This is a genomic window from Coxiella-like endosymbiont, assembly GCF_024730665.1.
Lineage (GTDB): Bacteria > Pseudomonadota > Gammaproteobacteria > Coxiellales > Coxiellaceae > Coxiella.
Genome location: NZ_CP084737.1, coordinates 53,816 through 79,576 on the forward strand (window position 1 = coordinate 53,816; position 25,761 = coordinate 79,576).

The following is a 25,761-nucleotide window of genomic DNA, read 5'->3' on the forward strand; positions in this document are numbered from 1 at the left end:
AACAAAAAATATTATTTTTTGGCTTTAATCGGTGATTTATTGATTCACTATTGAATGCTCATTGTTTACTTCGTCAAGTATGTCATTAAATATGACATTTACCAACAAATGGACGGGTTGGTTTTTTCCGATTTCTACGTGTTTTTTTAGAGTGGGATTTTCTATTAAAGGATTGATGGGATTGTACGAATTGGGCGGTCAACTTTGATTTGTGAAAAAAGGATCTTTTTTATAGTGAGGCGTAAGGATGAAAAAATAAAACATCGGGCATTGTCAATAGTGTTCCATGTTAATTACTGATTTTCCCGACTATTAGTATCATCATCTTCATTAATATTTTTAGAATTTACATTGCGATGTGAGCAATGTTCCAGCTTTGTTGTGAGAGTTAGCTGAGTAGAAGGTGGCATCGAGATGGGTAATTTATCGACGTCAACCGTTTCTATCGGCGTTGGTGTGCAAAAAGATTCCGAAGATTGTGTATAGTAGGAGCTAGAACCTCCTTTCCCATAATATCGTCGATCATCTCCTCCTACCCGCGTTCCACGACGTAAACGCCCTTCACTTTCTCCGCGTGAATGATGGTAATAGCGGCGTCGTGAACTTTGACGACTTTCAATTAAATAGCGAGGCTCTTCGGCTGTCTGTCTTCGTTTATTGCCACCGTTGTTGCTTCGATGTCTGGGTTGTTGAAGCAAACTCTCCGTTATTTTTGAAGCAGGTGGTTTGAGATGTTCGTTACTACCGAACATCTTCGTCATCAATCGTTTAAATAAACCCGTATTTCCTGGTTTACGAGGCACTATTGGCGTTTGCATCATTCTTCTTGGTATCGTTAAAAATTGTTGAATGATCGGTTCAACAAATGGTTTAGTTTCTTGTTTTTGTGGGATTTCTGTTTTGCATATTTTAGCGAGTTTATAACTAAGCGTTCCTTTAGCATGATCTAAACTGGCAGGATCAATTTTAATTTGTTTTAATTGGTATGTCGGCGTTTCCATGTATTGATTAGGGACGACGGTGATTTTTACTGGATAATGTTTTTCAATATTTCTTAAAACTTCGCGCTTTTCATTAATTAAATAAGTGGTAAGGTCTACAGGTGCCTGTAATTGAAAGTGAATATTTTTTGCTTTGGAAGCCTGCTCCTGAATTACATGGACAATTGACAAACCCAATGATTCAATACTACGGATTGTACCTTCGCCATTACATCGCGGACAGGGTACTTGGGTCGATCGTGTGAGAGAAGAGCGCAAGCGTTGTCGGGACATTTCCAACAAACCAAAGCGTGAGATTCGTCCGATTTGAATACGAGCGCGATCTTGTTTTAATGCCTCACGAAGACAATTTTCAACTTCGCGTTGATTACGCACAGGCGTCATATCAATAAAATCAATAACAATTAAGCCGCCAATATCACGGATACGCAATTGACGGGCAATTTCTTCAGCTGCCTCTAAATTAGTTGAAAATGCTGTCTCTTCAATGCTGGCTCCTCGTGTAGCGCGAGCGGAGTTAATATCAAGGGCTACCAGTGCTTCTGTTTGATCGATAATCAGAGATCCACCTGACGGAAGACGAATTTCACGTTGGTGAGCGTTTTCAATTTGTTGCTCGATTTGAAACCGACTGAAAAGAGGTAAATGGGCGCGATAAAGTTTTAAACGTTCTACCAAATGAGGGCGTACCTGACTAATGTAGTGATGAGCGTTGTTGCATGCTTGTTCATCATCAATAAGAATTTCCTCGATATCTTGACGTAGGTAGTCGCGAATAGCGCGAATAATCACATCGCTTTCCTGATGAATTAAATAAGGTCCTAATTTTGCCACAGCTGCTTGTTTTATCGCTTCCCAATAACGCAGCAAGATCTTTAAATCCCACTCTAATTCTTCTCTAGAACGGCCCAGACCTGCCGTTCGAACAATAAGACCCATACCTTCTGGTAATTCCAGTTTATTGATCATTTCACGTAGTTGTTCGCGCTCTTCTCCTTCAATTCTCCGCGAAATCCCACACGCTCTGGGATTGTTAGGCATTAGCACCAAAAAAGAACCCGCGAGGCTGATAAAAGTTGTTAGAGCGGCTCCCTTCGTACCACGCTCTTCTTTATCTATTTGGACGACTAATTCCTGGCCAACTTTAAGTACTCGATTAATATCGATAGAATCAAAATCATGCTGAGTTTCTTGAAGGAAGTATTCTCGTGAAATTTCTTTTAATGGTAAAAATCCGTGACGTTCACTCCCGTAATTAACGAACACTGCCCCCAAACTAGGTTCGATACTGCTAATGACCCCTTTATAAATGTTTGATTTTTTTGTTCCTGTCCGGGAATTTCGATATCAAGATCAACTAATTTAGAATCATCCATAATAGCCACGCGCAGCTCATCCGGCTGGGTAGCGTTAATCAGCATTCTTCTCTTCATTGTAAAAACCTGTCTCTTTCAAGGCGCTTAACCACAAACTTAAAGGCCTGTGTGTTTCAGAAATTTCTCTTAGGAGCGCATGTTAACCAAACATTGAGTCAACTATCGCCAGGATCAGAAGCACAGCAATCCCCATTTTGATATTTGCCAAAGCAAAACCCGGAATGCTAAGCAGGCATTCTTCCGCTCATTTTCCTTTCATCATTTGGACCCTCCTCTCACATCATGAGGGTGACGAACCTTAGAATCTAAGAATTGCTAGCTCATTCGCGCCAATTTTTCACATTCGCATACCATGGTATCATGGCACGAAATGCAACTATAGCAGGCTTTGTCTAATAAAGCCATATCATCATAACTATTTGACAAAAGGACATATTTTGAGCATCATTCCCATTCAAATTGATGAAACACACGCCTGGCAACGTTTAGATAACTTCCTTATTAGTCAGCTTAAGGGTGTTCCTGAAACTCGAATTTATCGAGCTATCCGTAAGGGTGAAGTACGCGTGAATAAAAAGCGGGTCCGTGTAGATTATCGCTTGGCTGTAGGTGACATGGTTCGTGTTCCGCCAGTGAAAAGATGGGAAGGGAAGATTCCACCGGTATTAGATCGAAGTTTATTGGTTTCATTGGAAATGCGGGTCCTTTACGAAGATTCAGATCTTTTAGTCATTAATAAGCCTTCAGGATTGCCGGTACACGGGGGTAGTGGAATAACTCGATTAAGTTTGATTGAGGCATTGCGTGCCATGCGCCCTAAAGCACGCATTGTGAAGTTGGTCCATCGATTAGACCGGGAAACCTCAGGTTGCTTAGTGGTAGCTAAAAAACACAGCACGCTCCTCGCTCTGCATACGCTCTTGACTGAACGGAAGGTCAATAAGAAATATCTTTTACTCGTTAAAGGTCATTGGCAAGGAGGTAGGAGACGGCTTGAAGCACCACTTCAAAAAAACATTTTACAAAGTGGGGAACGAATGGTAGAAGTAAGCCAGGAGGGGAAAGTCGCCGTCACATTTTTTCGACCACTCAAATTTTTTTCCGACACCTCTTTATTAGAGGCTAAATTACTTACGGGAAGAACACACCAAATTCGCGTTCATGCTGCTCATATGGGGTATCCTATTGCAGGCGATGAGAAATATGGAGATCATTCATTTAATCGTGAAATGCGAAGACGTGGTTTATGCCGATTATTTTTGCATTCTGCTGAAATTTATTGCGAGTGGGAGAATAAATATTTAGGTGTATGTGCTATTTTAGATATTGATTTAATTAATTTTCTTAAAAAACTTTAACGAAAATTGATAAAAATTGTTTTTATATAACTTTCAAAATAATTTTAACAAAAATAAAAAATTTTTCTTAGAGAGAGTGTGCGTCTTGTGTAGCAAAAAAACCTAAGTAAAGATGTATCCGTAAAGTCTTCACTGACTCTGATTGTTGGGACTTGCAAGATGTAATTACAGATATTCACAGTGTATACTGTACTGGCTTGTTAAGGGGGATTTGAGGAGGATAGATATTAATATCGCGGACACGTCACATGCTCCTTGTTATTTTAGAGATTATTTTGATTACGATCTAAATCTCGAAAAATCATGAAAACATTGAATCATTAAAGCATTTATTTATATTTTTCTTCATCGATGTGAAATACACTATTTAAAGGCAATTAAGAGAGTTTATTTTGATTTTTTTAAAATTCTAAATAACGGCTTATTATGATTAAGTAATAGTAGGTATACAACATTAACTAGTGCGGATTCGATGTTAAAGGATTACCTAGTTGGACCGATGATTTTCCTATAATTGAGGGATAAAATCTTACAATGTATTTAAAAGCCATCTTAAATTTTCAAAATCACTCAAAAGCCTTACTCCAGCTTCTCTCTAAATTATTAACGCGACTATTTAAATTAATGATTAATGCCAGCTACCCTTAATGCGTTAAGATAGGAGAGGAATTATCCATTAAGAAAGCTTTATGTAAGACATACCCTAAACCGTCGAACACGTAATCGATAAGGGAAACTAAAAGCTCATTGATCCTTTGAATTTCCAATGTTTTTAATGTCAAATTGATTAACTATAATTGGATTATATAAGTTGTGTATACATAGAAAGAAATTTCTGCATGTGTTCGGTGACTTGGCATTGATGAATAGCGCCTTTCCTAATAAAAGTTTTGGAGCTGGAGAAAGCGAACTCAAAATTTTATCCAAACTAAACTGTGAAGGACACAGGTTGTATTTTACAAACATTCACCTGGTGCCAGCACGGTTGACACCAGGGATTTTAAATCAAATTTAAGGTTTTTGGAATTACATGGCAAAAAAAAATTATATTTTTTATGTTATCTCAATTTTATCTAGTCCAAGATGGTAAGAGGTCAAAAAAGACAAATAAAAATTGGAAGATCTGTTAAGTTTATTTTTGATAGGGATAGGTATTAAAACGTTTTTTGAGTAGCTATAATGAGTAGCATCAATGCGGAATCTATGTAATTTAGTTGGTTAATGGTATATATATCAGTAGAAATAGCTATTTTACAGCAGGCATTATTTAAATTTAGGTATTCTGGTTATAGATTCATCTCTGAAATACAATCTTTTTTCTTGGCTGATTCTATCAGGTATTCGATGTTGATGAAGTAAGGATCGCGATCTCTTTGAGCAAATAGTAAAATTTAGTTTAAACAAGGTTAGGGATTACCTATCTATCTTACAAAATATCCACTTCAATGGTTTTTAAAATAGTGAAGTTCTTTGATTTTTCGTTTACCTTGTACAATTCCAATCACTTTGATTTATTGTAAAAGTTGTTTTGTATTTAATCCCAGAGTAATGCTCAGGATATTTAAATGGATCAGTTAGTTATATTATATTTTATCGCAACGAATCTGTAAGAGATAGAGAATTGATATACGTTTGTTCCCATATACCATTCTGCAGAGAATGAAAAATTACCTTTGAAAAATGCATCACTTCAAGTTTGTGATCGACAGATGGAGTTGGAAGGTCAGTTGCCTTTGAAAGAACTTCCCCGTATAGTACTTCGTTAAAAAAAGCTGTTTTTTAGACATTTTCTAGAAAGGGAGAATGGGTACGTTGATTTAAAGGACATGGAAAAGACAATACAGTGCTGATATATCAGCGTTGTAGCCACCCCATGAGCTGTGATATAAACATAGGGCCTGCCCCAGTGGTGGACAGATACAGGAGCGAAGCAGTTTCTAAATTTGTACACCTCTTCTAGTAACTGATGAAAAGATGATCATTGCAGCAATTTGGTAAAGGAAGCATTATTACTTGGCTTATAAATACCTCTAAGGCATGAACAAGAGGGATTTTTGTTAATATTGGAGTAAAGAGAATGGCAGTACAAAAAAGTCGTAAAACACGTTCAAGACGCGGTATGCGTCGTTCGCATGATGCACTCCGCAGCTCAGTGACTCTATCAAAAGATCCAGTAACGGGCGAAATGCATTTGCGTCACCATGTTAGCCCACAAGGTTATTATAAAGGTCGTCAGGTCATAACGCCAAAAGAATCTTACGAATAACCAAGAGTAAGCCCGATGGTAAAGACGATTGCGCTTGACGCTATGGGGGGGACCACGGGCCCAAAGTCATTGTGATTGCTGCATTACATATTTTAGAAAGGCATCCAAATGTCAATCTCATCTTTGTTGGAAAGAAAAATAAATTAGGGCCACTTTTACAAGAAACAGGAAAGTCTTTTGAAACTCGTTGGGAGATTGTTCACGCTAGTGAAGAAATAGCCATGGATGAATCACCTTCTCAAGCATTACGTAGTAAAAAAGATTCTTCCATGCGCGTTGCGATTAATTTAGTTAAAGAAGGAAGAGCGAAAGCTTGTGTAAGTGCAGGCAATACTGGTGCTTTAATGGCGACCGCGCGTTATGTATTAAAAACTCTTCCAGGAATTGATCGACCCGCGATTATCGCTTCTTTTCCTACGAAGAATAAAAATCAAGTACGGGTGCTGGATTTGGGAGCAAATGTCGATTCGGGCCCTGAAAATTTGTACCAATTTGGTGTAATGGGTTCTATTTTGGCTTCTGCAGCGGATAATATTTCAAATCCGAAAGTAGGATTGTTGAATGTCGGTGAAGAAGAAATTAAGGGTAACGAACTAGTAAAAAAAGCAAATGAGCTTTTTGAGAAAAGTAAAGCCATTAGTTATATTGGTTATGTGGAAGGAGATACTATTTTTGATAATGTCGCTGATGTCGTTGTTTGTGACGGATTTGTAGGTAATGCGGTCTTAAAAGCTACTGAAGGCGTGGTAAAAATGATCGCACAATATGTGAAAACGGCTTTTAAAGAAGCCTGGTGGGTAAAATTAGCCTTGCTTCCCGCTTTTCCTATTCTTAGACGCTTGATTAAGCAACTCGATTCCGAGCGCCATAATGGAGCAACATTGTTGGGGCTAAATGGGATTGTAGTTAAAAGTCATGGCAGCGCCAATGTTAACGCGTTTTCTTTTGCTGTGGAAGAAGCGATCTGCGAGGTTGATAAAAATATTCCGCAATTAATTAAGGATAAAGTCAGTAACGTTTTAAAGGAAGATCAATGAATTATTCGCGTATTCAAGGTATCGGCAGTTATATACCTGAACAAATACTAAGTAATGCAGACTTGGAAAAATTAGTCGACACCTCGCATGAATGGATTATGCAGCGGGTTGGTGTCTGTAAGCGTCATATTGTTGCTAACAGTACCGATAATACCACCACGATGGCAGTCGCCGCGTCGCGACGAGCTATTGAAATGGCGGGAATTGATTCAAAAGCTATCGATAAGGTAATCGTTGGCACAGCGACTGCAGAATATTTTTTCCCAGCACTGCTTGCTTAGTCCAGCGGCATTTAAATTTAAGAAACGATATTCCTGCATTCGATTTGAACGCGGCCTGTGCAGGCTTTGTATATGGTTTGAGTGTTGCCGATCAATATATTCGTACAGGTGGAGCCAAAACGGTGCTTGTTATTGGGGTTGATACGTTGTCCAAGGTGGTCGATTGGAAGGATCGCAGCACATGTGTTTTATTCGGTGATGGCGCAGGGGCTGTTATCTTACAGGCAGACAAAAAACCTGGAATTTTAAGAACTATTTTACGTGCCAATGGCAATTACGCTGATTTAATCACTTCAAAAAATACTATGTGGGATCGGAAATTTTCATCTTTCTATCTCAAAATGTATGGCAGTGAAGTATTTAAAACGGCGGTTACCAAATTAGGCGAAATTGTAGATGAAATTATCGAGAAAAGTGGTGTCAAAAAGTCTGATATCGATTGGTTAATTCCCCATCAAGCTAATATGCGTATCATTAAAGCGACAGCTAAACGATTAGATTTACCATTGGAACGCGTTATTTTAACTATCGAAGAACATGGCAATACCTCTGCCGCTTCGATTCCCCTGGCTTTGGATGCTGGATTTCGGGAAGGTAAAGTAAAACGCGGTGAAATGTTATTGCTCGAAGCATTTGGAGCGGGCCTCGCATGGGGAGCGGTGTTATTAACTTTTTGATATAGAGAGACCCAGATGTTGGAATCATTTGCTTTTATATTTCCTGGTCAGGGATCGCAGCAGGTAGGTATGCTATCTGAGCTGGCAGCGCAACCTATAGTTAAAGAGACCTTTCAGGAAGCCTCTGCTTTGCTAGGTTATAATATTTGGGAATTAGCTCAAACAGGACCGAAAGCGAAACTCGATCAGACTGAATTTACTCAACCGGCTTTGCTTGTGGCAGACGTTGCTATTTTCCGTTGTTGGGAAGGATTGGGTGGTAAAAAACCAAAGATGATGGCGGGACATAGTTTGGGCGAGTATGTCGCCTTAGTGTGTGCTGAAGCCTTAGCGTTTGAAGATGCAGTCCTACTGGTGGAAAGTCGAGGGCGCTATATGCAAGAAGCGGTCCCTCTTGGCGGTGGCGCGATGGGCGCCATTATTGGGATGAGCGAATCGCAGGTTGAAGTTGTGTGTGAGCGATCAGAGAAAGGAAAGATTGTGAGACCGGCGAATTTAAATTCTCCAGATCAAGTCGTAATATCCGGTCATGCCGATGCGGTCGATCGTGCTCTTACATTAGCGAAAGCGGAAGGAGCAAAAATAGCGATCAGGATCCCAGTTAGTGCACCTTCCCATTGCCCATTGATGCAACCTGCAGCTGATCGTTTGGCTCAAGATCTCGAAAAAATTACGATTGCTTCACCCGCAATACCGGTTATCCACAACATGGATGCGACCCTCCATTTAAAGCCTGAAGCAATTCGTAAAGCTTTAATCCAGCAATTAATAGGCCCTGTTCGTTGGGTAGAGACCATCCAGGTGATGATAAAACAGGGAATTAAGCTATTCATAGAATGTGGGCCAAATAATAAATTGGCTAGGCTAAATAAACGAATCAATCAGCATACTGAAGTCCTACCGCTAAGAACAATAGAACTGATTTCAGCAATTGTTCGACGTTTAAGCTGATAATGGACGAGTGGTTATAAAGTGTCTGTTCAAGGAAAAATTGTTTTTGTAAGTGGGGCATCCCGAGGTATTGGAGCTTCTATCGCAGTGGAATTGGGTCGTCAAGGGGCAGTAGTTTTGGGTACCGCGACGACAGAGTCAGGAGCAGAGAAAGTGACACAAATGTTAAATAAGGAAGGCGTCCAAGGCAAAGGCTATCTACTGGATGTTTGTGATAAAGAAGCAATAAAAACTACTTTAGCAGCAGTACAAGCAGACTTCGGATCACCGGAAATTTTAGTGAATAATGCTGGCATAACTCGCGATAACATCATGCTCCGAATGAAACCGGAGCAGTGGGATACAGTCATTGAGACGAATCTGAGTGCTATTTTTCATCTGACCAGAACCTGCTTAAAATCAATGATCAAGGCTCGTTTTGGACGAATTATTAATATTAGTTCTGTAGTTGCCGTCACGGGCAATATAGGACAAGCCAATTATGTTGCGGCAAAGGCAGGGATAATTGGCCTTACCAAAGTTACTGCTATGGAGCATGCTGCTTATGGCATTACCGCTAACTGTATAGCTCCAGGGTTTATTGAGACTGAAATGACAGGAAACTTGTCTCAGAAACAGAAAGAAACCATTCTTGTTCGAATACCTATGCAACGGATGGGGTATTCCCAAGAAATCGCCCAAGCAGTGGCTTTTTTAGCTTCTAGAAACGCAGGGTATATCACTGGGGAGACATTGCATATTAATGGTGGAATGTGTATGTTATGACGTTTGAGTTAGGGATTTTTAGGTAGAAAAGGTGTCACACTATACTTGTCTACTATTGTTGAATAGTAGTGACAAAATGTTACTATTGATCAAGTCAATTTTAAGTTAAAAGGGGAGCCAAACATGGCAACAGTTGAAGAACGAGTCAAGAAGATCGTCATTGACCAATTAGGTCTAAGTGTTACCAAGGAAGATCAGGTATCTAATGATGCTTCCTTTGTTGATGATTTAGGGGCAGATTCCTTAGATACTGTAGAATTAGTAATGGCATTGGAAGAAGAATTTGAAACAGAGATCTCTGATGAAGAAGCGGAAAAAATAACAACGATCCAGCAAGCGATCGATTATATTAAGGCGCATTCGGCGAACGTATCAACTGACTAGTTAATGAATTTGGTGATTTTGGAGAAAACGACTTGATTTTAAAGTCGCCTTCCCTTAGTATCCCACAGCAAGCCCTTGGTGGATTGTGGAACAGTAGCCGTGTTGTTTGAGCGGTTTTTCCCGTCAAATTAGCGAATATATTTTCTACATATGCTTTGAGGAGTACGGTGTTAGAGGGCCGACGCGTCGTTATTACTGGCTTGGGAGCAGTCACCCCTCTGGGGAACACTGTTTCTGATACATGGCGTTCGCTTTTGGAAGGCAAGAGCGGCGTGGGGCCAATCACCCGTTTTGATACTTCTGTTTTCCCCACCAAAATAGCAGCTGAGGTAAAGAATTTTAATCCTACCTTAGCGTTAACACCGAAAGAAGCGCGTAAAAATGACATTTTCGTACAATTTGCAGCAGAAGCTTCTCGGCAGGCGCTTGAAAACTCAGGATTAGTGATTGACGATGAAAATACACATCGGGTTGGCGTTGCGATTGGCTCAGGAATTGGTGGTATGCCGTGGATTGAGGAAAGCCATCAAAGACTCTTGGAATCAGATCCTCGAAAAATTTCTCCATTTTTTATTCCTGGTGCCATTATCAACATGGCTCCAGGAATAGTTTCAATAAAATATAATCTTAAAGGACCTAATATTTCGATCGTTACTGCTTGTGCCACTGGTCTTCATAACATCGGACATGCATCGCGAATTATTGCCCATAATGATGCAGACGCAATGATTGCTGGTGGCACTGAAATGGCGACTACACCTTTAGGTATCGGTGGTTTTTCGGCAGTACGCGCTTTATCTTGCCGGAACGATGAGCCGAAAAAAGCGAGCCGACCATGGGATAAAGACCGTGACGGATTTGTGTTAGGAGAGGGGGCAGCTTGTATCGTTCTTGAAGAATTAGAACATGCGAAAAAACGCAATGCGACGATTTATGCTGAAGTGATTGGCTTTGGAATGAGTGGAGACGCTTATCATATAACCGCACCTGATCCGAACGGCGAAGGTTTTCGAGCTTGTATGGAAAATTCTCTTACAGATGCCGGTATTTCGTTAGAGGTTATTGATTATGTCAATGCACATGGTACTTCAACTCCAGCAGCAGATCCTCTCGAAGCTCTGGCAATCAAAAAAACCTTTGGGAATCATGCCTATAAGTTAGCTATCAGTTCTACAAAATCTATGACAGGACATATGCTGGGAGCAGCAGGAGCCATCGAAACGGTCATTTCTGTTTTAGCTATTTTGAATAATGTCGCTCCACCAACTATCAATCTTGAATGTCCAGCTGACGATTGTGATTTGGATTTTGTTCCTAAAGAAGCACGTCAAATGAGAATTGATACAGTGATGTCCAATTCGTTTGGATTTGGCGGAACTAATGGGACCATTATATTAAGAAGAACATAAGCGTGATCTACACTTCAGTATTCTCATTTTTATTTGGTTAGCCCAATTAACAAGAGATGCTCCGCTGTTCAAAACAGGAAAATATCAAAATAACTCTCGAAGCACGACACCGCGGGTTTGCTTGATAATGTTGCAGCAGAAAAGGTAAAACAGAACAGCATTACTTTATTGAGAGTTACATTCCGTCGGATATGAGACTTTACATGTTAAATATACAATCACTAGCTTAACGGGTTAACAAATTACGACCCAATTAGTTTACCTCAATCAGCGCCCGGAAGGATTATTTCCTAATACGTATTTTTTACTTGAGGTGATAGTGACATTAAAATACTCTGTGAATCTTACCAACACATACAAAGCTTTAAATGTCTTAATGACATCAGCGCAAAATTAGCTTATAAAATATTTATCAGGCTTTAATTGTAGCTTTATTAGTAGAAACAGAAACCGTGCTACCCGAGAAGAGTGATCTGAAATTTCTGGCGTTATTGTACGCCGTTTAAAAAGAAAATGCTGTTACAAGTGGCAAGTAGATCCGACGGTCGTATAATACGGTTTGGGTAACCCTGGTCATAGTCGAATTACAAAGAAGATTGAATGACAAATACCACCTACAATACTTTTCCAGCATTATGGATTACCACCAACATCTATTGACATGCTGTTGTTACAAGAATCTATTCTTGCTGCGCTTAATCCGGCAGGAGGTAACGCATTATATTATATGGTTGAGAGGATGATGGGGCCATATTTTTCAAAAACTTATAAAGGCCCCAGGCAAGTGAAAAAATCAGATAAGAAGAAGCTCTCTATAGTACTGCAGTTTTTTGGGTATGATGTCGTATTTAAAATTGACTGGAGAAAGAGATGGAAACTAGACGGGGTCGTTTTATTTCGTTTGAGGGAATTGAAGGGGTTGGGAAAACAATAGCACTTGACTATGTACGCGAAAAACTCGATGCGGCAAGTATTCCTTATATCGTCACGCGAGAACCGGGGGGACACCGATTGCGGAAGCAATTCGTCATATCTTATTGGATCATTATACGGAAATGATGTGCCCTAATACAGAATTGTTGCTGATGTTTGCAGGACGTGCACAGAATATTGCTCAAGTAGTTTTGCCTGCCTTACGAAGAGGGAAGTGGGTATTATCAGATCGTTTTACTGACGCCAGTTTTGCGTATCAAGGTGGCGGACGTGGAATTCCCGTTGCACATATCGAAGCATTAGCTCAGTGGGTACATGGCAATTTAAAACCAGACATAATATTATTGCTGGATGCGCCAGTTTCAGTAGGATTAAGTCGGATTGATAGTCGAGGGGCTAAAGATCGAATTGAAGCTGAAGATTTAGAATTTTTCAAACGTGTACGAGAGAGCTATTTAACAATGGCCAGACGGGAGCCTCAGCGTTTTCGAGTAATTGACGCTGATCAAGAAGTGTCTTTAGTCAAAGAACAGATATCAAGAACGATTAAACCGTTATTAACAATATGTGACGTGAGGAAATGTGATGTATCCTTGGCAACGAAAACAATGGAATGAAGTAAGATCTTCTTATCTACAAGGACGATTACCACATGCACTACTTTTAGTAGGCAATCGTGGTTTAGGTAAAGTTGATTTTGCAAAAAAAGTAGCAGAATTTATACTCTGTGAAAATAAAAAGGAAGTGGCTTGTGGTGATTGTCGCAGCTGTCATTTATTTTGCGCTACTAGTCATCCTGATTTTTTTATTTTGACCCCGCAAGAAAAAAGCAAAATAATTAAGATTAATCAAATTAGGGATCTTATACATGATCTTAATCAAACATCTCACTGTAGCCATTATCAAGTAGCTATTATTCATCCTGCCGAAGCAATGAATCGTGCATCTTCTGATGCTTTTCTGAAAACATTAGAAGAACCTAGTGGGCAGGTATTACTACTTCTAGTCAGCCATCGGATTGGTGTATTATTACCCACTATAATTAGCCGTTGTCAACGGTTAACATTTACTCCATGCGCGCATGATGCTACTGTTCAGTGGTTGCAAAAAAAATAAATAGTGATCTTCCTAAAGCCCTCCAATTGCTAAAAATTACTAATCAGTCTCCCTTATCTGCACTTGAATTAGAGATAACAAATTTTTTGTCACTGCGGGATAATTTGTTTAACTCGATGCTAAATACTATTGAACAATCCGAACATGCTATCAGTGTAGTAAATACTTTATTAAGAGAAAATCCCAAATTAGTTTTGCAGATATTGATAATGATTTTTATGGATGTTCTTCGGCTTCAATTAAATGCTGATGATTTTGTTGTGAATCAAAATCGTTTGCCTATGCTGCAAAAACTAAAGGTAGCATTCTCTTTGGAGAAAGTGCTCTTATTGCTGCAACAGTTGCAAGAAGCATGGCGTCTGGTAGAAAGTGTAGTTGCAATCAATCTACAGTTGTTGTTGGAAGAAGTATTTTTAACTATCGCGATGAATCATAATCATGTTTGTTGATTCTCACTGTCACTTAAATATGCTTGATCTCAAACCCTATGAAGGAGATTTGAGCGTGTTGGTTAAAAAAGCGAAAATTAAAGGTATAGATCATATCCTTTGTGTAGGTACTAATTTAGTACATGCACAAACAATCATTGAAATTGCAGAACGTTTTAAGAACGTATCCGCAAGTGTAGGATTGCATCCTAACGAGAAAGTAAATCATGAACCTACAACGCAGGAAATAATAAAACTAGCAGATCATCCTAAAGTCGTTGCGATTGGAGAAACGGGCTTAGATTATTATTACAATAACAGTGGATTGGAAATAATGCGCGATCGTTTCCGCTCTCATATTCGAGCGGCATTGAAATTGAGAAAACCCCTGATCATTCATTCGCGCAATGCGCCTATCGATACGATTCGAATAATGCAAGAAGAAAATGCTAAAATGGTGCGTGGGGTAATGCACTGTTTTACCGAAAGTTGGAATATAGCCAAACAAGCATTAGAGTTAGGTTTTTATATTTCTTTTTCTGGTATTATTACTTTCAAAAACGCAGCCAATATTGCTGAAGTTGCTGTAAGAACACCGCTCGAGAAAATACTTATTGAAACCGATGCACCTTATTTAACGCCGGTTCCTTATCGTGGTATAAAAAATGAGCCGCAATATGTGCGCTATGTAGCAGAGCGCATTGCTAAATTAAAAAATATTGCAGTTGATGAGATTGCACGAAAAACGACAGAAAATTATTTCAATTTATTTAAATTATCTTATCCAACCAAGTAGCTCCTCTTCAGTGCGAGCATATCGGGACAAAGACGAGTTTTTCTGTTAAAACACCTTTTCCATCCGTGGGATTCGTTTCTGGTAATTCAATTTCACATATTGTCTCTAATAAAATGGCAGCAATTCGATAGAGATCTGCGTTTGTGCTGGGTTATCAATCTTCCAGATAATCACATCCGAGAGTCATGACTGAGCGGGGAATTCGAACTGATACACTGCAGGTTACAAATTTACCAGTTAAGCGTTTTTCCAGAGTCGTGCCATAGACAGCAACGTGGACTTTATGCCACTTCGATGCCGTTCGATGGTTTTTGTCAATCACCTATAGAAAAGTGTGTGTTTTCCGACGCTATTTCAATCTCCTCTTACCGGTTTTTGGCCGTAGAGTAGCGGTGATACCGCAGTTTTCACTATTCGATAAGTAAACAACGAGCTAACCAAAGATGATCTAAAACTGTCAACGGATCTGGGCTTTTACCATTCAGGCCAATCAAGTGATTGGGAATCTTGGGAAGAGCATATAGAAAGCGGGATTTCTCCCAGAGTTGGAAAGAAATAAAAGACAATAATCCACCGGATATACACCACTACCTTCTGTCCAATGGGTTGCTAAACCAGCATAAGCATACACCAGTATAAGCACATAATAGTTGTTGAAAATAAGGATAAAGAAAATTTTTCTGGCGTTAGATCAAGTTTTTGAGATGTGTGGGCGGGTTTGTGACAACGAAGCTAAAAGATCCTAATAGGACGATAAAAACAATTTCAAAGGCGATAAAAGCAGGTGGTGGCATCAAGTTCCAAAAATATACAATCCCCGCGTTCTGTAAAAAGATTGACTGAAGTAAATGCCCTGAGTATCTCCCACAAAAAAACAACAGAAGCAAGAATAAGCATGATTAAATGATTAAAGAATGAATTTGTTACAGGTACGCTTGCCTAAGCGAGTGATCATCAGGAGAAGAGTAATCAGAATGAAAATGTCTAATTGAACATAATTCATAATTCAAGGCTATGCCTTGAATTATGAATTTAATTCTTTAGATATGCTGCTATATTGCTATATGTTCAAAACGAGAGAAGGGTTTTTGAGTTATCATCTTGGGTGTGATAGCAAAGACTTCAATGTTATAGGACTGGCCATTGAAGTAACGGTATTTTCTTATTGTACTTTCGTGTACAAATCCTATTTTTTGAGTGTCGCAACAGATGCAACATTTTCTTTTAGCGTAACGGCTTCGATTCGGTTAATAGGGATATGACGAAAAGAAAAATAGATGACTATTTTAATAGCTTTTGTCATGATGCCCCGGTTCCAGTATTGATGGGAGAGATCGTAGCAAATTTCAGCCTGATAATGTTGATTATTGATGTAGAGACCGATGGCACCAATCATATAGTCATCTTTTTTCGGGCTAGCGTCCAATAAATCCCACACCTATGTTTGAATAAATCTCGACAGCAATGGATCTCAGCCGTTGCTTCAGCTAAATTTCGAGGATTTGAGGCAAGAATATAGCGAGCTACTTCAGGGTGGGTATAATATTCGAAAAAGGCCTCTGTGTCTTTAACTAATTGTTTGCGTAGAAAAAAATCCTCGTCAATGTCCAGGGCAGGAAATTTTTCATTATAGAAAGCATTAATCATGACGAATTTGAATTCGTTCTCATTTTTAAGCTATATATACTGACCCTTAAGGTGTAAGAGTATAACCTAAAAATTAAAAAATTAATTGTAAGGATCTCGATTAGCACCCCTGTTCGCGAGACGAAAAATAGCAGGTCACCTCTACTCATACATATTAACGACCAATACCGATCAAACCGCAGGGGCAATCGTTAATTCGAATATTTTACCGAAAAATTTAATTTATTTTATAATAAGGTAATCTTGTAAATAAAAAAATCATTTTTTTTGAATTTTAAAAGTAAATTTGAGTAATAATCTTGTATCCTGAGTATAGTTGTTGTTATGGTTTAAATAATTAAAATTACTTAATACTAAAAAGAAAAGAAGTTTTCGTGGATAAGAAAATTGTGCGGCGAGCAATTCCTAAATTGCATGATGGATTTAGGCATTTTCATCCTGTTTTACAAAGAATTTATCGGGCGCGAGATATAAACTCTCCTGATGAATTATCAAGAGATTTAAAAAGTTTGTTGCCGTATTCCTCATTATCTAATATTGGCAAGGCAGTCGAGCGCTTGGTAAAAGCGTTAAAAGAACAGCAACATGTTATGATTATCGGCGATTTTGATGCCGATGGTGCAACGAGTACTGCATTAGTAGTCAGCGCATTACGTGCCTTTGGAGTAAAGAATGTTTCTTATTTAGTGCCCAACCGATTTGCGTATGGTTATGGTTTAACCTATGAAATTGTTGACGTTGCCGCGTCTAGTCGGCCAGAGTTAATTATTACAGTTGATAATGGGGTTTCAAGTCATGCTGGCGTAGCTCGTGCTAATCAGTTAGGTATAGATGTTTTAGTAACTGACCATCATCTACCGGGGGAAATATTGCCGCCTGCTCACGCTATTGTTAATCCTAATTGTGAAGGGGATCAATTTCCAAGCAAGTATTTAGCTGGAGTTGGTGTAGCTTTTTATCTTATGCTTGCTTTTCGCGCACAGCTTAAAAAAAATCATTGGTTTGAAGATCATGGTCTTGGTTATCCCAATATGGCTAAATTTTTAGATTTTGTAGCATTAGGCACTGTCGCTGATATCGTACCTCTTGACAAAAATAATCGGATATTGGTTTATCAAGGATTGCAACGTATTCGGTCAGGTCAGGCACACCCAGGGATTTTAGCTCTTCTGGAAGTATCGGGAAGAAAGTACGAAAAAATACGGGCTATAGATTTAAGTTTTATCATCGGTCCACGATTAAATGCAGCAGGTCGATTAGATGATATGAGTTTGGGTGTTGCCTGTTTATTGGCAAATAATAGGGATTTCGCTTTGGATATTGCCTATCAGTTGGATGATTTGAATAAAAAACGTCGAGTTATTGAATCACAAATGAAAAAGGAAGCTTTCGCAGCGATCGATGCATTAAATTTAAATCACAATCTACCTTCCGGGTTATGCTTGTATCACAAAGAATGGCATCAAGGCGTCGTGGGATTAGTCGCTTCGCGAGTGAAAGAGCACGTCCAGCGTCCAACGATTGCTTTTGCAAAAATGAATGACAATATTTTAAAAGGCTCAGCTCGCTCAGTTACCGGACTACATATTCGCAATGTATTGGAAGCAATTGCAATAAAACACGCTGGGTTAATTACTGGATTTGGGGGACATGCAATGGCAGCAGGTTTAAGCTTACCTGCTAGTCGATTTGAGGAATTTCAGCATGTATTTTCTCAAGAAGTTGCAAATCAATTGAGTGAAGATGATCATCGACCGAAATTAATCACTGATGGTGAGCTAACTTCAGATGAGCTGACACTTGACCTAGCGTTACTGATATACAATGCGGGTCCTTGGGGGAAGGATTTCCTGAGCCACTTTTTGATGGACGCTTTAAACTAATTAACCAGCGGGTAGTGGGTCAACGTCATTTAAAGCTGATTTTGCAAGTGCCTGGTGATGATTATTATCTAGATGGCATTTCTTTTAATGCTGATCTTAGGCAATGGCCTAATTTTCAGTGTGACTATGTTCATTTAGCTTATCGTTTGGATATTAATGAGTTTCAAGGTCGTCGAAAATTGCAGTTGTTTATAGAAAATATGAATGCGGTAAGTTGACATTATACCTTTAGTATTGTCTAATGCTCCTCATCGGAGGGGCAATATCTATAAAATCAAAATGTTGGAATAAGTTTCTGACATCATGTCAAAAAGTAGAAGTAAAAAATCAATTGGATGAGTGATTTGATATTCTTCACAACAGAAGAAGAGCAGTTAACTGTACGGGTAGGAGTTAATTTGGGAACTGCTGAAATGGGAAAACACAGAATGGCATTACTCGTGTTTTAATGTCAGCGTCGCAAAAATTACCTGAAGTTTCAACGGATTGGAAACAGCTAGTGGCAAGATTAAATTGTTTGTAGAATTTATAGAGGTTTATTATCATGAGTACTTCAAATAAGAAATTCGATTTTCAGTGCATTGTAAATAATATAAAATCAATAATCAGACCAGAAGTGGCCACTCCTAACCGGGATTCTGATGATCCCATCGGGGTTAAAATTGCTGAATTAAGTGTACTCACTCAACGGTTGAAAAAAGCGCATGAGGAACAAGAAAAAGAATTAATAAAAATGAATCGATTACTTAATGGGTTATTCGAGGATATTGAAACGTTACGCAATCCTCTAGAATCTGAAAAGGGAGAAGCCCAAATAGAAGCTGGATCAGAAATAAAGGAAATACAAGAAGAAGAAAAATAAAATTAGGATGAATGAAAGGCATATTCGGTGTGTAATACGACGGATACACAAAGTCGGTTGTGTTCCGTCAAGTAAGTTAGGATTCGGCTTAATGTCCTGTGATGGATTTTCCTGGTCTGCGCACCAATAGTGATTGAGTCCTAAAAATGAATATTACTTCTGAAGCAAAAAGAGAGTAGCTTGGCGTAATCAAGCCACAGCCCGCCCAATTAACAGGAAAATATCTGCGATAAACGCAGTCCTTGACATTAACATTGTCAGCCATTGTTTTTGAAGTGAAAATATCAAGATTTGGTCTTAAATAAAGTTAATTTTTGAGTTCAGTAACTTTCAACGATTGCTCTATGGAGATCTAATTTGATAAAAATACTATCATCTATTTTTATGGTGAGTGCCTTAACTTCCTTTCTATGAATAATTGTAATCAGCAGTGTAGGGCGAACATGAATCATTTGGTCGGGGGGCAGCACAACGTCAATGAAAGATGTTCGTCAAGATGAATGGTTTCTTTCAAATTTTAAGTGAAGAATTTTTTATAATTTCATATTCGTTAAGATTACACGATATTACGCGAAAATATACAGAAAAAGACCTGATGTATTGTTATAATGCTTTAACAAGCAGGAATTGTTTATACCAGCTTTGCAGAGTTTGTATTACAGTACAGAAGAACAAAACAATCTTAGTATTCAAAGGATAAGGGGCTTCTTAGTTCGGAGTAGATGAAGAGATGTTTTAATCGTAAAATTTTAGAGGGTATCCCGTAGTGTAAACGACGGAATACCCTCTTTAAATGCCAAAACGATTAAAGAGAATACAGATTTAAATTTAGTTAGCTTTATGCAAGAAAGATAACAAATAATTCTAAAAGCGATTGCCTCCTTTAATGTTTAAGTTATGGGCTTGCAGTTGAAAAGTGTTATTTATCAATAATGATTGACATTTAATTCGAGATCGATTTGAAGAAAACGAACTTTTCGATAAGTAACGTCTTCTTAACCTATTAACCTAAAAAGGAGGAGACTGATAAATCCAGAAGTTATATATAAATAAGGATAAGTTAGTCACTTTTTTCCTGATTGGTTATGGAACTAAAATAAAGGATCTGACGCAGATTAAATGCAGATTTGGTGATATGAGAGCTTCAATAGGCAAAATAGCAGCTCCGGTCCTCTATATGAGAAATATTAGCACGGATAAACCGGGCCCCCGAAAATCAAACAACTGTTTACATTTTTTCTAAACACTAAACATTTCTTCTGTCATAGTGGCCAGTTTATTCTTTATTCAATCAAAAAAGATCAAAGATTGGAGTTTAAAGAGACAGCTCGCAGAAAAATACTGGCGCCAGAACCAGACATCAAACACCAGTGGGATTGACGGGGATCTGTACCGAGGGGGGAATCGAACCCCCACAGTGTTGCCACCATCGGATTTTGAGTCCGGCGCGTCTACCAGTTTCGCCACCTCGGCCGATGGAGTAGGCCATGCGGGAATTGTACCTCAATCCCTAAATAAATTCAAAAACTCTAAACGAGTACGGTCGTTTTTGCGGAATGTGCCAAGCATCATGGAAGTCGTCATACCTGAATTTTGTTTTTCAACGCCACGCATGATCATACATAAATGCCTGGCTTCAATGATAACGCCAACACCTTTAGCGTCTGTCGCAGTTAATATTGATTCAGCGATTTGCTTCGTTAAATTTTCTTGCACCTGAAGACGTTTAGCGAACATATCGACGATACGGCCAAGCTTTGAAATGCCGATAATTTTTCCGTTGGGCAGGTAAGCAATATGACACCTGCCAAAAAAGGCAGTAAATGATGCTCACAAAGGGAATAAATCTCAATGTTTTTGACGATGACCATTTCGTCCATATCAGACTGATATATAGCCTCATCAATTAAAGCACTGAGATTCTTCTGGTAACCATTTGTAAGATATTTCAACATTCCTAAAAAACGTTTAGGCGTTTTTTTAGACCCTCACGCTCAGGATTTTCTCCAAGCGATGCAAATAATGTTTGAATATTTTTTTCGAGCATATCATTCGTCATAGATGTGACCCTCAACCGGATGGCTAGCACATTTAATGGCTGCTAAGTAAATGGAGATGGATGTGAAACACTGCCTGCCCTCCGCCGCGGTTGCAATTTAATATTAAACGATAACCATTTTCCGCAATGTTATTCTCTTTTGCTAACTGCGTTGCGATAAACATCATATGCCCCAGAAGTGTTTCATCGTTGGAAGTACTGTCATTAATGGTGCTAATGTGGCGGCGTGGAATAACGAGAATATGTACTGGCGCCTTTGGGTCAACGTCGTGGAAAGCTACAACCTGATCGTCTTCATAAATTAGTTTGCTCCCTTCGCCGCTAGCAATTCTGCAGAATAAACACACCATCAATCTCTCCTAATGCATAATTTAATTCTTAGGGTCAAAGAGTAATGGTATCAACAAAAGAAACATAAGCAAACTCACTTGTTCTAACAATTGATTTCTAATCAGACAATTTTCAAAGAGCTTTCAAAGCGAGTAATCAGCATAAATTCAATTGTTAATCTGCTGTTTAGATGTGCCTTATAAGTTTTGCCGAAAAAAACGGAATGGTAAAGGACGGTAAACGCCATCCCTCCCGTTGAAAATGTTCCAGATTCTGCACACTGACTTCTCTGCTGCTCGCTGCTCCATTGTAACTCATAGAAAATGAAATAAAAACAAAAATAACAATGATAGTCACTCATTCTAAAGTTATCAGCTCTTGCTCTGCTAAAACAGAATCTACTGGTCTTACAAATATGTTTACAGAGCGGTAATTTTAATTTTCTCGAGTTTTACTAAATATAATCCCTGGCCATTTTTCTATCGTAATTTCCAGATTAATACGGGAAGGTGCCAAATAAGTTAAATATCCTCCACCATCGTAAGCCAAATTGCATGATTCTTCTTTTTTAAATGTTTCTAATAGATCCCCATTCTCACAAAAAATCCAACGAGCCGTGAACATATTGACTGTTTTATAAATACATTTTACGTTATATTCATTTTCTAATCGGTAAGCGACGACATCAAATTGCAGCAAACCAATGGCCCCTAAGATCAACTCATTGCTATCAATCAGTCTAAAAAGCTGAGTTGCACCTTCTTCCGATAATTGTGTTAATCCTTTCAATAAGGATTTTTGTTTCAACGGATCTCGGAGTCGCACTAAACGAAAAAGTTCTGGCGCAAAATTGGGAACGCCAGTGAATTTAAAATCTTCTCCTTGCGTAAAAGTATCTCCAATCTGAATAGTGCCGTGATTATGAAGACCAATGATATCTCCAGGCCATGCTCTGTCAGCATTTTCCCGTTTACCCGCCATAAAAATCAATGCATTATTGATTTGAATCTTTTTTCTGAGACGAACATGGTAAACCTTCATCCCTTTTTGATATTGGCCTGATACAATGCGTAAAAATGCTACGCGATCACGATGTGCGGGATCCATATTAGCCTGTATTTTGAAAACAAAACCACTAAATTTTTGTTCCGCAGGCCCAACCAATCGTAAATTCGTTTCTCGCTCTTGTGGTGGCGGCGCATCTTTTATAAAAGCATCCAATAACTCAGCAATACCAAAATTATTTACTGCCGAACCAAAAAAACCGGCGTCAATGTTGCTTTTAAATAATCACTCTGATTGAATTCATGACTTGCACCTTTTAACAATTCAATTTCATTGCGCAATTCGTCAGCTAACTCACCTATTTTTTTATCTAATTCAGGATTGTCGATCCCTTGAATTGTTTCACTCTTACCCATCCGTTCATGTTCTCCAACCCGATAGAAATAAACAGTATCCTCAATAAGATGGTAAATTCCTTTAAAATACTTTCCCATTCCAATAGGCCACGTGACAGGCGCGCAATGAATGTGAAAAATAGATTCAATTTCATCTAATAACTCAATAGCATTACGCACATCCCGATCCATTTTATTAATAAAAGTAGTAATCGGCGTGCTTCGCAAACGGCAAACTTCCATTAATTTAATCGTGCGCGGTTCAACACCTTTAGCTGCATCTATCACCATCAACACAGAGTCAACAGCTGTCAAAGTCCGATAGGTATCTTCGGTAAAATCCTCATGACCAGGAGTATCTAATAAATTAACTAAATAATCTCTATAAGGGAACTGCATTACCGAAGTCGTCACTGAAATTCCCCGCTGCTTTTCCAGTTCCATCCAATCAGATATCGCGTGTCGAGTAGATTTGCGACTTTTGATGGTGCCTGCTAACTGAATGACCCCACCAAAAAACAGTAATTTTTCGGTTAAGGTTGTTTTGCCAGCATCCGGATGTGAAATAATTGCAAAAGTTCGACGCCGTACTGTTTCTTTCGTTAATGACATCAAAACCTTCAATTAACTTATATTAAAAATACAGAGCAGAATAACATAAGCAGCAACACATAACACTGTAGGCATTAACGCCGCTATAACAGGCGGAATTTGATAAACCATCGCAAACGGCCCCAAAAACTGATTTAACATATAAAAAGCAAATCCAATAATCACACCAGTCAAAATTCGAAGCCCCATATTAGCTTTCCTTAACAACCCAAATATAAAAGGCACCCCCAAGCAAGTCATGATATCGGTTGTCAACGGCTGAATAGCGCGTTGCCAAAATACGAATACATATTGACCTGTTTGAAGCCCTGATTCATAGCGATAACGAATGATGCGATATAGCCTTATCACAGATTCCTGCTCCACCATTTTTTGGCCTTGGCGCATAAAATCTGGATTAAATACCACATGCAATAGTAATTGTGCCAAGTGGATTTTTTTAATTTGATTGGCACCGAAACTCAATCGTGTCACATTTTGCAAAACCCAATGCCAATTCACATATTTACCTTTAGGCGCATAATCAGCTGATAACAGTTGATTATTTTTAATTACAAAACGGCTTACATTGCTAATTTCCTGACTAGAATTAACAGCTCCTATGAAAATAAAGGATTCCGCATCCCGCAACCACATAGAACCCAACGACTTATAACCCTTTTCTTTCGCCAGTGCTACAGATTTCATTTCCTCACCACGAGCCTCTAACGGAGGCGCAATAAATTCTCCTACAAAAGTTATAACTACAATCATCGGTAAGGCAGCTTTTACGACGGACCACGCTACTTCGGCGATGGAAATGCCTGCCGTTTGCATTACAATTAATTGACTACTTGAAGCTAACCGCCCTAATCCGATTAAACAGCCTAAAAATCCCGCTATAGGAAACAATTGATATAAATCCGATGGTAACTGTGTCAATACGTAAAGAACAGCTTTTCCAAAATTGAAATGAGCCAATCCAATTTGAGACAATTGCCCAATAAATTCCATAAAAATTTCAACACCTAATAATACAAGCACTACTAATCCCGTCGCCCCAATCACCGCGTGACGAATATACCGATTTAAGAGGCGCACGATTCTTTCCTTACACGAAAGTGCAACCACCATTGCGATTGGAAAAATAGAAAAATAACAGCTACTAGTGCCAATAGACCATGAATCCACCACAATCCAACAACAGCATTAATCACTCCTTTAGCAACCCATGTGCGCCCTAAAAACATTAAATTAGCGTAAATGATATAAATTAAAATGGCAGGCAGCACCTGTGCGAATTTTCCTTTTCGGGGATTTGCTTCGCTCAGCGGAACTACTAACAATGCAAACACTAGAACTGATAAAGGCATGGAAATACGCCATTGCAATTCGGCTGCTGATTTCAGATTTGTTTTAGAAAGTTTCCATAACTTAGTTGTCGGTATAGCCTCAATACGCGCGTCAATGCTGCTTGATGGTGATGTTAGCCGAATACCATATTCATTAAATTTCATTATGTCATAATTCAATTTTCCAGGTCTTCCAATGTAACGGAACCCATTTTTAAACAAAATGAAACGGCCATCACCAGTTTTATCTAATTCACCAGCTTTGTCAGATAAAATGAGATCGAAATAAGCTTGAGGTCCTTTACTAAGATCTGTTTTTGCGAGAAAAACGTGAGTCATTTGTTGTTGATGCTTATTAACACCTCTTGCATAAAAAACCTCTAAAAACCGACCATTGTCGCTGAGCGTCTGAAAACGCCCAGGAATAATTTTCGTTAAAGAAGACTGCATAACCGCGTCGGTTAAAATCTTCCCTTGATACCACTGCATTCTCGGCTCTACCCATAACATAAGCCATGCAACGATAATAGTGACCGCCAACGCAAGTGCCATAATCATTTTCACAATTTTTATACGACTAACCCCACAGGCTCCCAACACCACTAGCTCATGATCCACTGTCATACGCCCTAATGCTAATAATCCTCCCAAAAACAAGCCCAACGGAATCAAATAACCCAATAATAGAGGGACTTGTAATGACATAACCTCCATCACCGCTTTTACTGTAATTTTGCCAGCAGCAGCATCGTTGAGATAATGCACGAATTGGTTCGTAATAAAGATAATTAAGAGAAATAGTGTTGTTGCTAATAAGGTTCCCAAAATTTCTTTGCAAAGGTAACGAAATATAATCACT

At 38.8% G+C, this 25,761-nt stretch carries 15 protein-coding genes, 1 tRNA gene and 7 pseudogenes; 14 read left to right on the plus strand and 9 right to left on the minus strand.

Annotation, left to right across the window (positions count from 1 at the left end):
• Positions 1–733: 733 nt before the first annotated feature.
• Positions 734–2,434: pseudogene (locus LG660_RS00230) on the minus strand (Rne/Rng family ribonuclease); the annotation flags it as partial.
• 362 nt (positions 2,435–2,796) lie between these two features.
• Between LG660_RS00230 and LG660_RS00235 the strand changes: the two are divergent.
• The 12 genes and pseudogenes from LG660_RS00235 (at position 2,797) to LG660_RS00290 (ending at position 14,778) form a co-directional block, all read left to right on the plus strand.
• Complete coding sequence (locus tag LG660_RS00235; protein WP_258267441.1) at positions 2,797–3,735, plus strand: RluA family pseudouridine synthase; 939 nt, start codon at positions 2,797–2,799, stop codon at positions 3,733–3,735.
• Between the two features lie 2,077 nt (positions 3,736–5,812).
• Entirely contained in the window at positions 5,813–6,001 is a 189-nt protein-coding gene (rpmF, locus tag LG660_RS00240) for a 50S ribosomal protein L32 (protein ID WP_258267442.1), read from the plus strand.
• Positions 6,002–6,016: 15 nt separating this feature from the next.
• Positions 6,017–7,038, plus strand: a pseudogene (gene plsX, locus LG660_RS00245) (phosphate acyltransferase PlsX).
• A pseudogene (locus LG660_RS00250) lies at positions 7,035–7,996 on the plus strand (beta-ketoacyl-ACP synthase III). The pseudogenes plsX and LG660_RS00250 overlap by 4 nt, the downstream one beginning before the upstream one ends.
• 15 nt (positions 7,997–8,011) lie before the next feature.
• Positions 8,012–8,947 carry an ACP S-malonyltransferase gene (gene fabD, locus LG660_RS00255; RefSeq protein WP_258267443.1) on the plus strand — a complete coding sequence of 312 codons (936 nt, stop codon included), beginning with the start codon at positions 8,012–8,014 and terminating at the stop codon, positions 8,945–8,947.
• 21 nt (positions 8,948–8,968) lie between these two features.
• Entirely contained in the window at positions 8,969–9,712 is a 744-nt protein-coding gene (gene fabG, locus LG660_RS00260; RefSeq protein WP_258267444.1) for a 3-oxoacyl-ACP reductase FabG, read from the plus strand.
• A 123-nt stretch (positions 9,713–9,835) separates the two neighbouring features.
• Complete coding sequence (gene acpP / locus LG660_RS00265) at positions 9,836–10,096, plus strand: acyl carrier protein (RefSeq protein WP_258267445.1); 261 nt, start codon at positions 9,836–9,838, stop codon at positions 10,094–10,096.
• A 167-nt stretch (positions 10,097–10,263) separates the two neighbouring features.
• Positions 10,264–11,505 (plus strand): beta-ketoacyl-ACP synthase II, encoded by a 1,242-nt coding sequence (gene fabF, locus LG660_RS00270; protein ID WP_258267446.1) that lies wholly within the window; start codon positions 10,264–10,266, stop codon positions 11,503–11,505.
• Positions 11,506–12,375: 870 nt separating this feature from the next.
• A pseudogene (gene tmk, locus LG660_RS00275) lies at positions 12,376–13,055 on the plus strand (dTMP kinase).
• A complete protein-coding gene (gene holB, locus LG660_RS00280; RefSeq protein ID WP_258267447.1) occupies positions 13,024–13,554 on the plus strand; it encodes a DNA polymerase III subunit delta' in 531 nt (176 codons plus the stop codon). The pseudogene tmk and the gene holB overlap by 32 nt, the downstream one beginning before the upstream one ends.
• Positions 13,536–14,003: a DNA polymerase III subunit delta' C-terminal domain-containing protein gene (locus LG660_RS00285; RefSeq protein ID WP_258267448.1), complete on the plus strand. Its 468-nt coding sequence runs from the start codon at positions 13,536–13,538 to the stop codon at positions 14,001–14,003. The genes holB and LG660_RS00285 overlap by 19 nt, the downstream gene beginning before the upstream one ends.
• On the plus strand, positions 13,993–14,778 hold the full coding sequence (locus LG660_RS00290; RefSeq protein WP_258267449.1) for a TatD family hydrolase: 786 nt from the start codon (positions 13,993–13,995) through the stop codon (positions 14,776–14,778). The genes LG660_RS00285 and LG660_RS00290 overlap by 11 nt, the downstream gene beginning before the upstream one ends.
• A 154-nt stretch (positions 14,779–14,932) precedes the next feature.
• On the opposite strand, the gene LG660_RS00295 is transcribed toward LG660_RS00290, so the two are convergent.
• The gene (locus LG660_RS00295; protein WP_258267450.1) at positions 14,933–15,100 is read right to left on the minus strand and encodes a hypothetical protein; all 168 of its coding nucleotides are present in this window, start codon (positions 15,098–15,100) and stop codon (positions 14,933–14,935) included.
• A gap of 864 nt (positions 15,101–15,964) precedes the next feature.
• Entirely contained in the window at positions 15,965–16,204 is a 240-nt protein-coding gene (locus tag LG660_RS00300; protein ID WP_258267451.1) for a GNAT family N-acetyltransferase, read from the minus strand.
• Between the two features lie 595 nt (positions 16,205–16,799).
• On the opposite strand from LG660_RS00300, the pseudogene recJ reads away from it, so the two are divergent.
• Together recJ and LG660_RS00310 are read left to right on the plus strand one after the other, a co-directional pair.
• Positions 16,800–18,526: pseudogene (recJ, locus tag LG660_RS00305) on the plus strand (single-stranded-DNA-specific exonuclease RecJ).
• A gap of 326 nt (positions 18,527–18,852) precedes the next feature.
• Positions 18,853–19,170, plus strand: coding sequence for a hypothetical protein (locus tag LG660_RS00310; protein ID WP_258267452.1), 318 nt, complete (start codon positions 18,853–18,855; stop codon positions 19,168–19,170).
• A 1,388-nt stretch (positions 19,171–20,558) separates the two neighbouring features.
• Here the strand turns inward: LG660_RS00310 and LG660_RS00315 are convergent.
• The 6 genes and pseudogenes from LG660_RS00315 to lptF all read right to left on the minus strand — a co-directional run bounded on the left by LG660_RS00315 (position 20,559) and on the right by lptF (position 25,760).
• Positions 20,559–20,644 (minus strand) — tRNA-Leu (locus LG660_RS00315).
• Between the two features lie 29 nt (positions 20,645–20,673).
• Positions 20,674–21,125 (minus strand): annotated as a pseudogene (gene folE, locus LG660_RS00320) (GTP cyclohydrolase I FolE).
• Between the two features lie 136 nt (positions 21,126–21,261).
• A complete protein-coding gene (locus tag LG660_RS00325) occupies positions 21,262–21,582 on the minus strand; it encodes a histidine triad nucleotide-binding protein (RefSeq protein ID WP_444861383.1) in 321 nt (106 codons plus the stop codon).
• 412 nt (positions 21,583–21,994) lie between these two features.
• Positions 21,995–23,571 (minus strand): annotated as a pseudogene (locus tag LG660_RS00330) (peptide chain release factor 3).
• A 12-nt stretch (positions 23,572–23,583) separates the two neighbouring features.
• On the minus strand, positions 23,584–24,651 hold the full coding sequence (gene lptG, locus LG660_RS00335) for an LPS export ABC transporter permease LptG (RefSeq protein WP_258267454.1): 1,068 nt from the start codon (positions 24,649–24,651) through the stop codon (positions 23,584–23,586).
• Positions 24,639–25,760, minus strand: coding sequence for an LPS export ABC transporter permease LptF (gene lptF / locus LG660_RS00340; protein WP_258267455.1), 1,122 nt, complete (start codon positions 25,758–25,760; stop codon positions 24,639–24,641). Before lptF ends, lptG begins: the two co-directional genes overlap by 13 nt.
• Position 25,761: the final 1 nt, after the last annotated feature.

Bases quoted from the DNA above. Each gene is read 5' to 3' on its own strand.
- fabD (WP_258267443.1), top strand. From the start codon at position 8,012: ATGTTGGAATCATTTGCTTTTATATTTCCTGGTCAGGGATCGCAGCAG.
- LG660_RS00310 (WP_258267452.1), top strand. From the start codon at position 18,853: ATGAGTACTTCAAATAAGAAATTCGATTTTCAGTGCATTGTAAATAAT.
- rpmF (WP_258267442.1), top strand. From the start codon at position 5,813: ATGGCAGTACAAAAAAGTCGTAAAACACGTTCAAGACGCGGTATGCGT.
- LG660_RS00290 (WP_258267449.1), top strand. From the start codon at position 13,993: ATGTTTGTTGATTCTCACTGTCACTTAAATATGCTTGATCTCAAACCC.
- holB (WP_258267447.1), top strand. From the start codon at position 13,024: ATGTATCCTTGGCAACGAAAACAATGGAATGAAGTAAGATCTTCTTAT.
- acpP (WP_258267445.1), top strand. From the start codon at position 9,836: ATGGCAACAGTTGAAGAACGAGTCAAGAAGATCGTCATTGACCAATTA.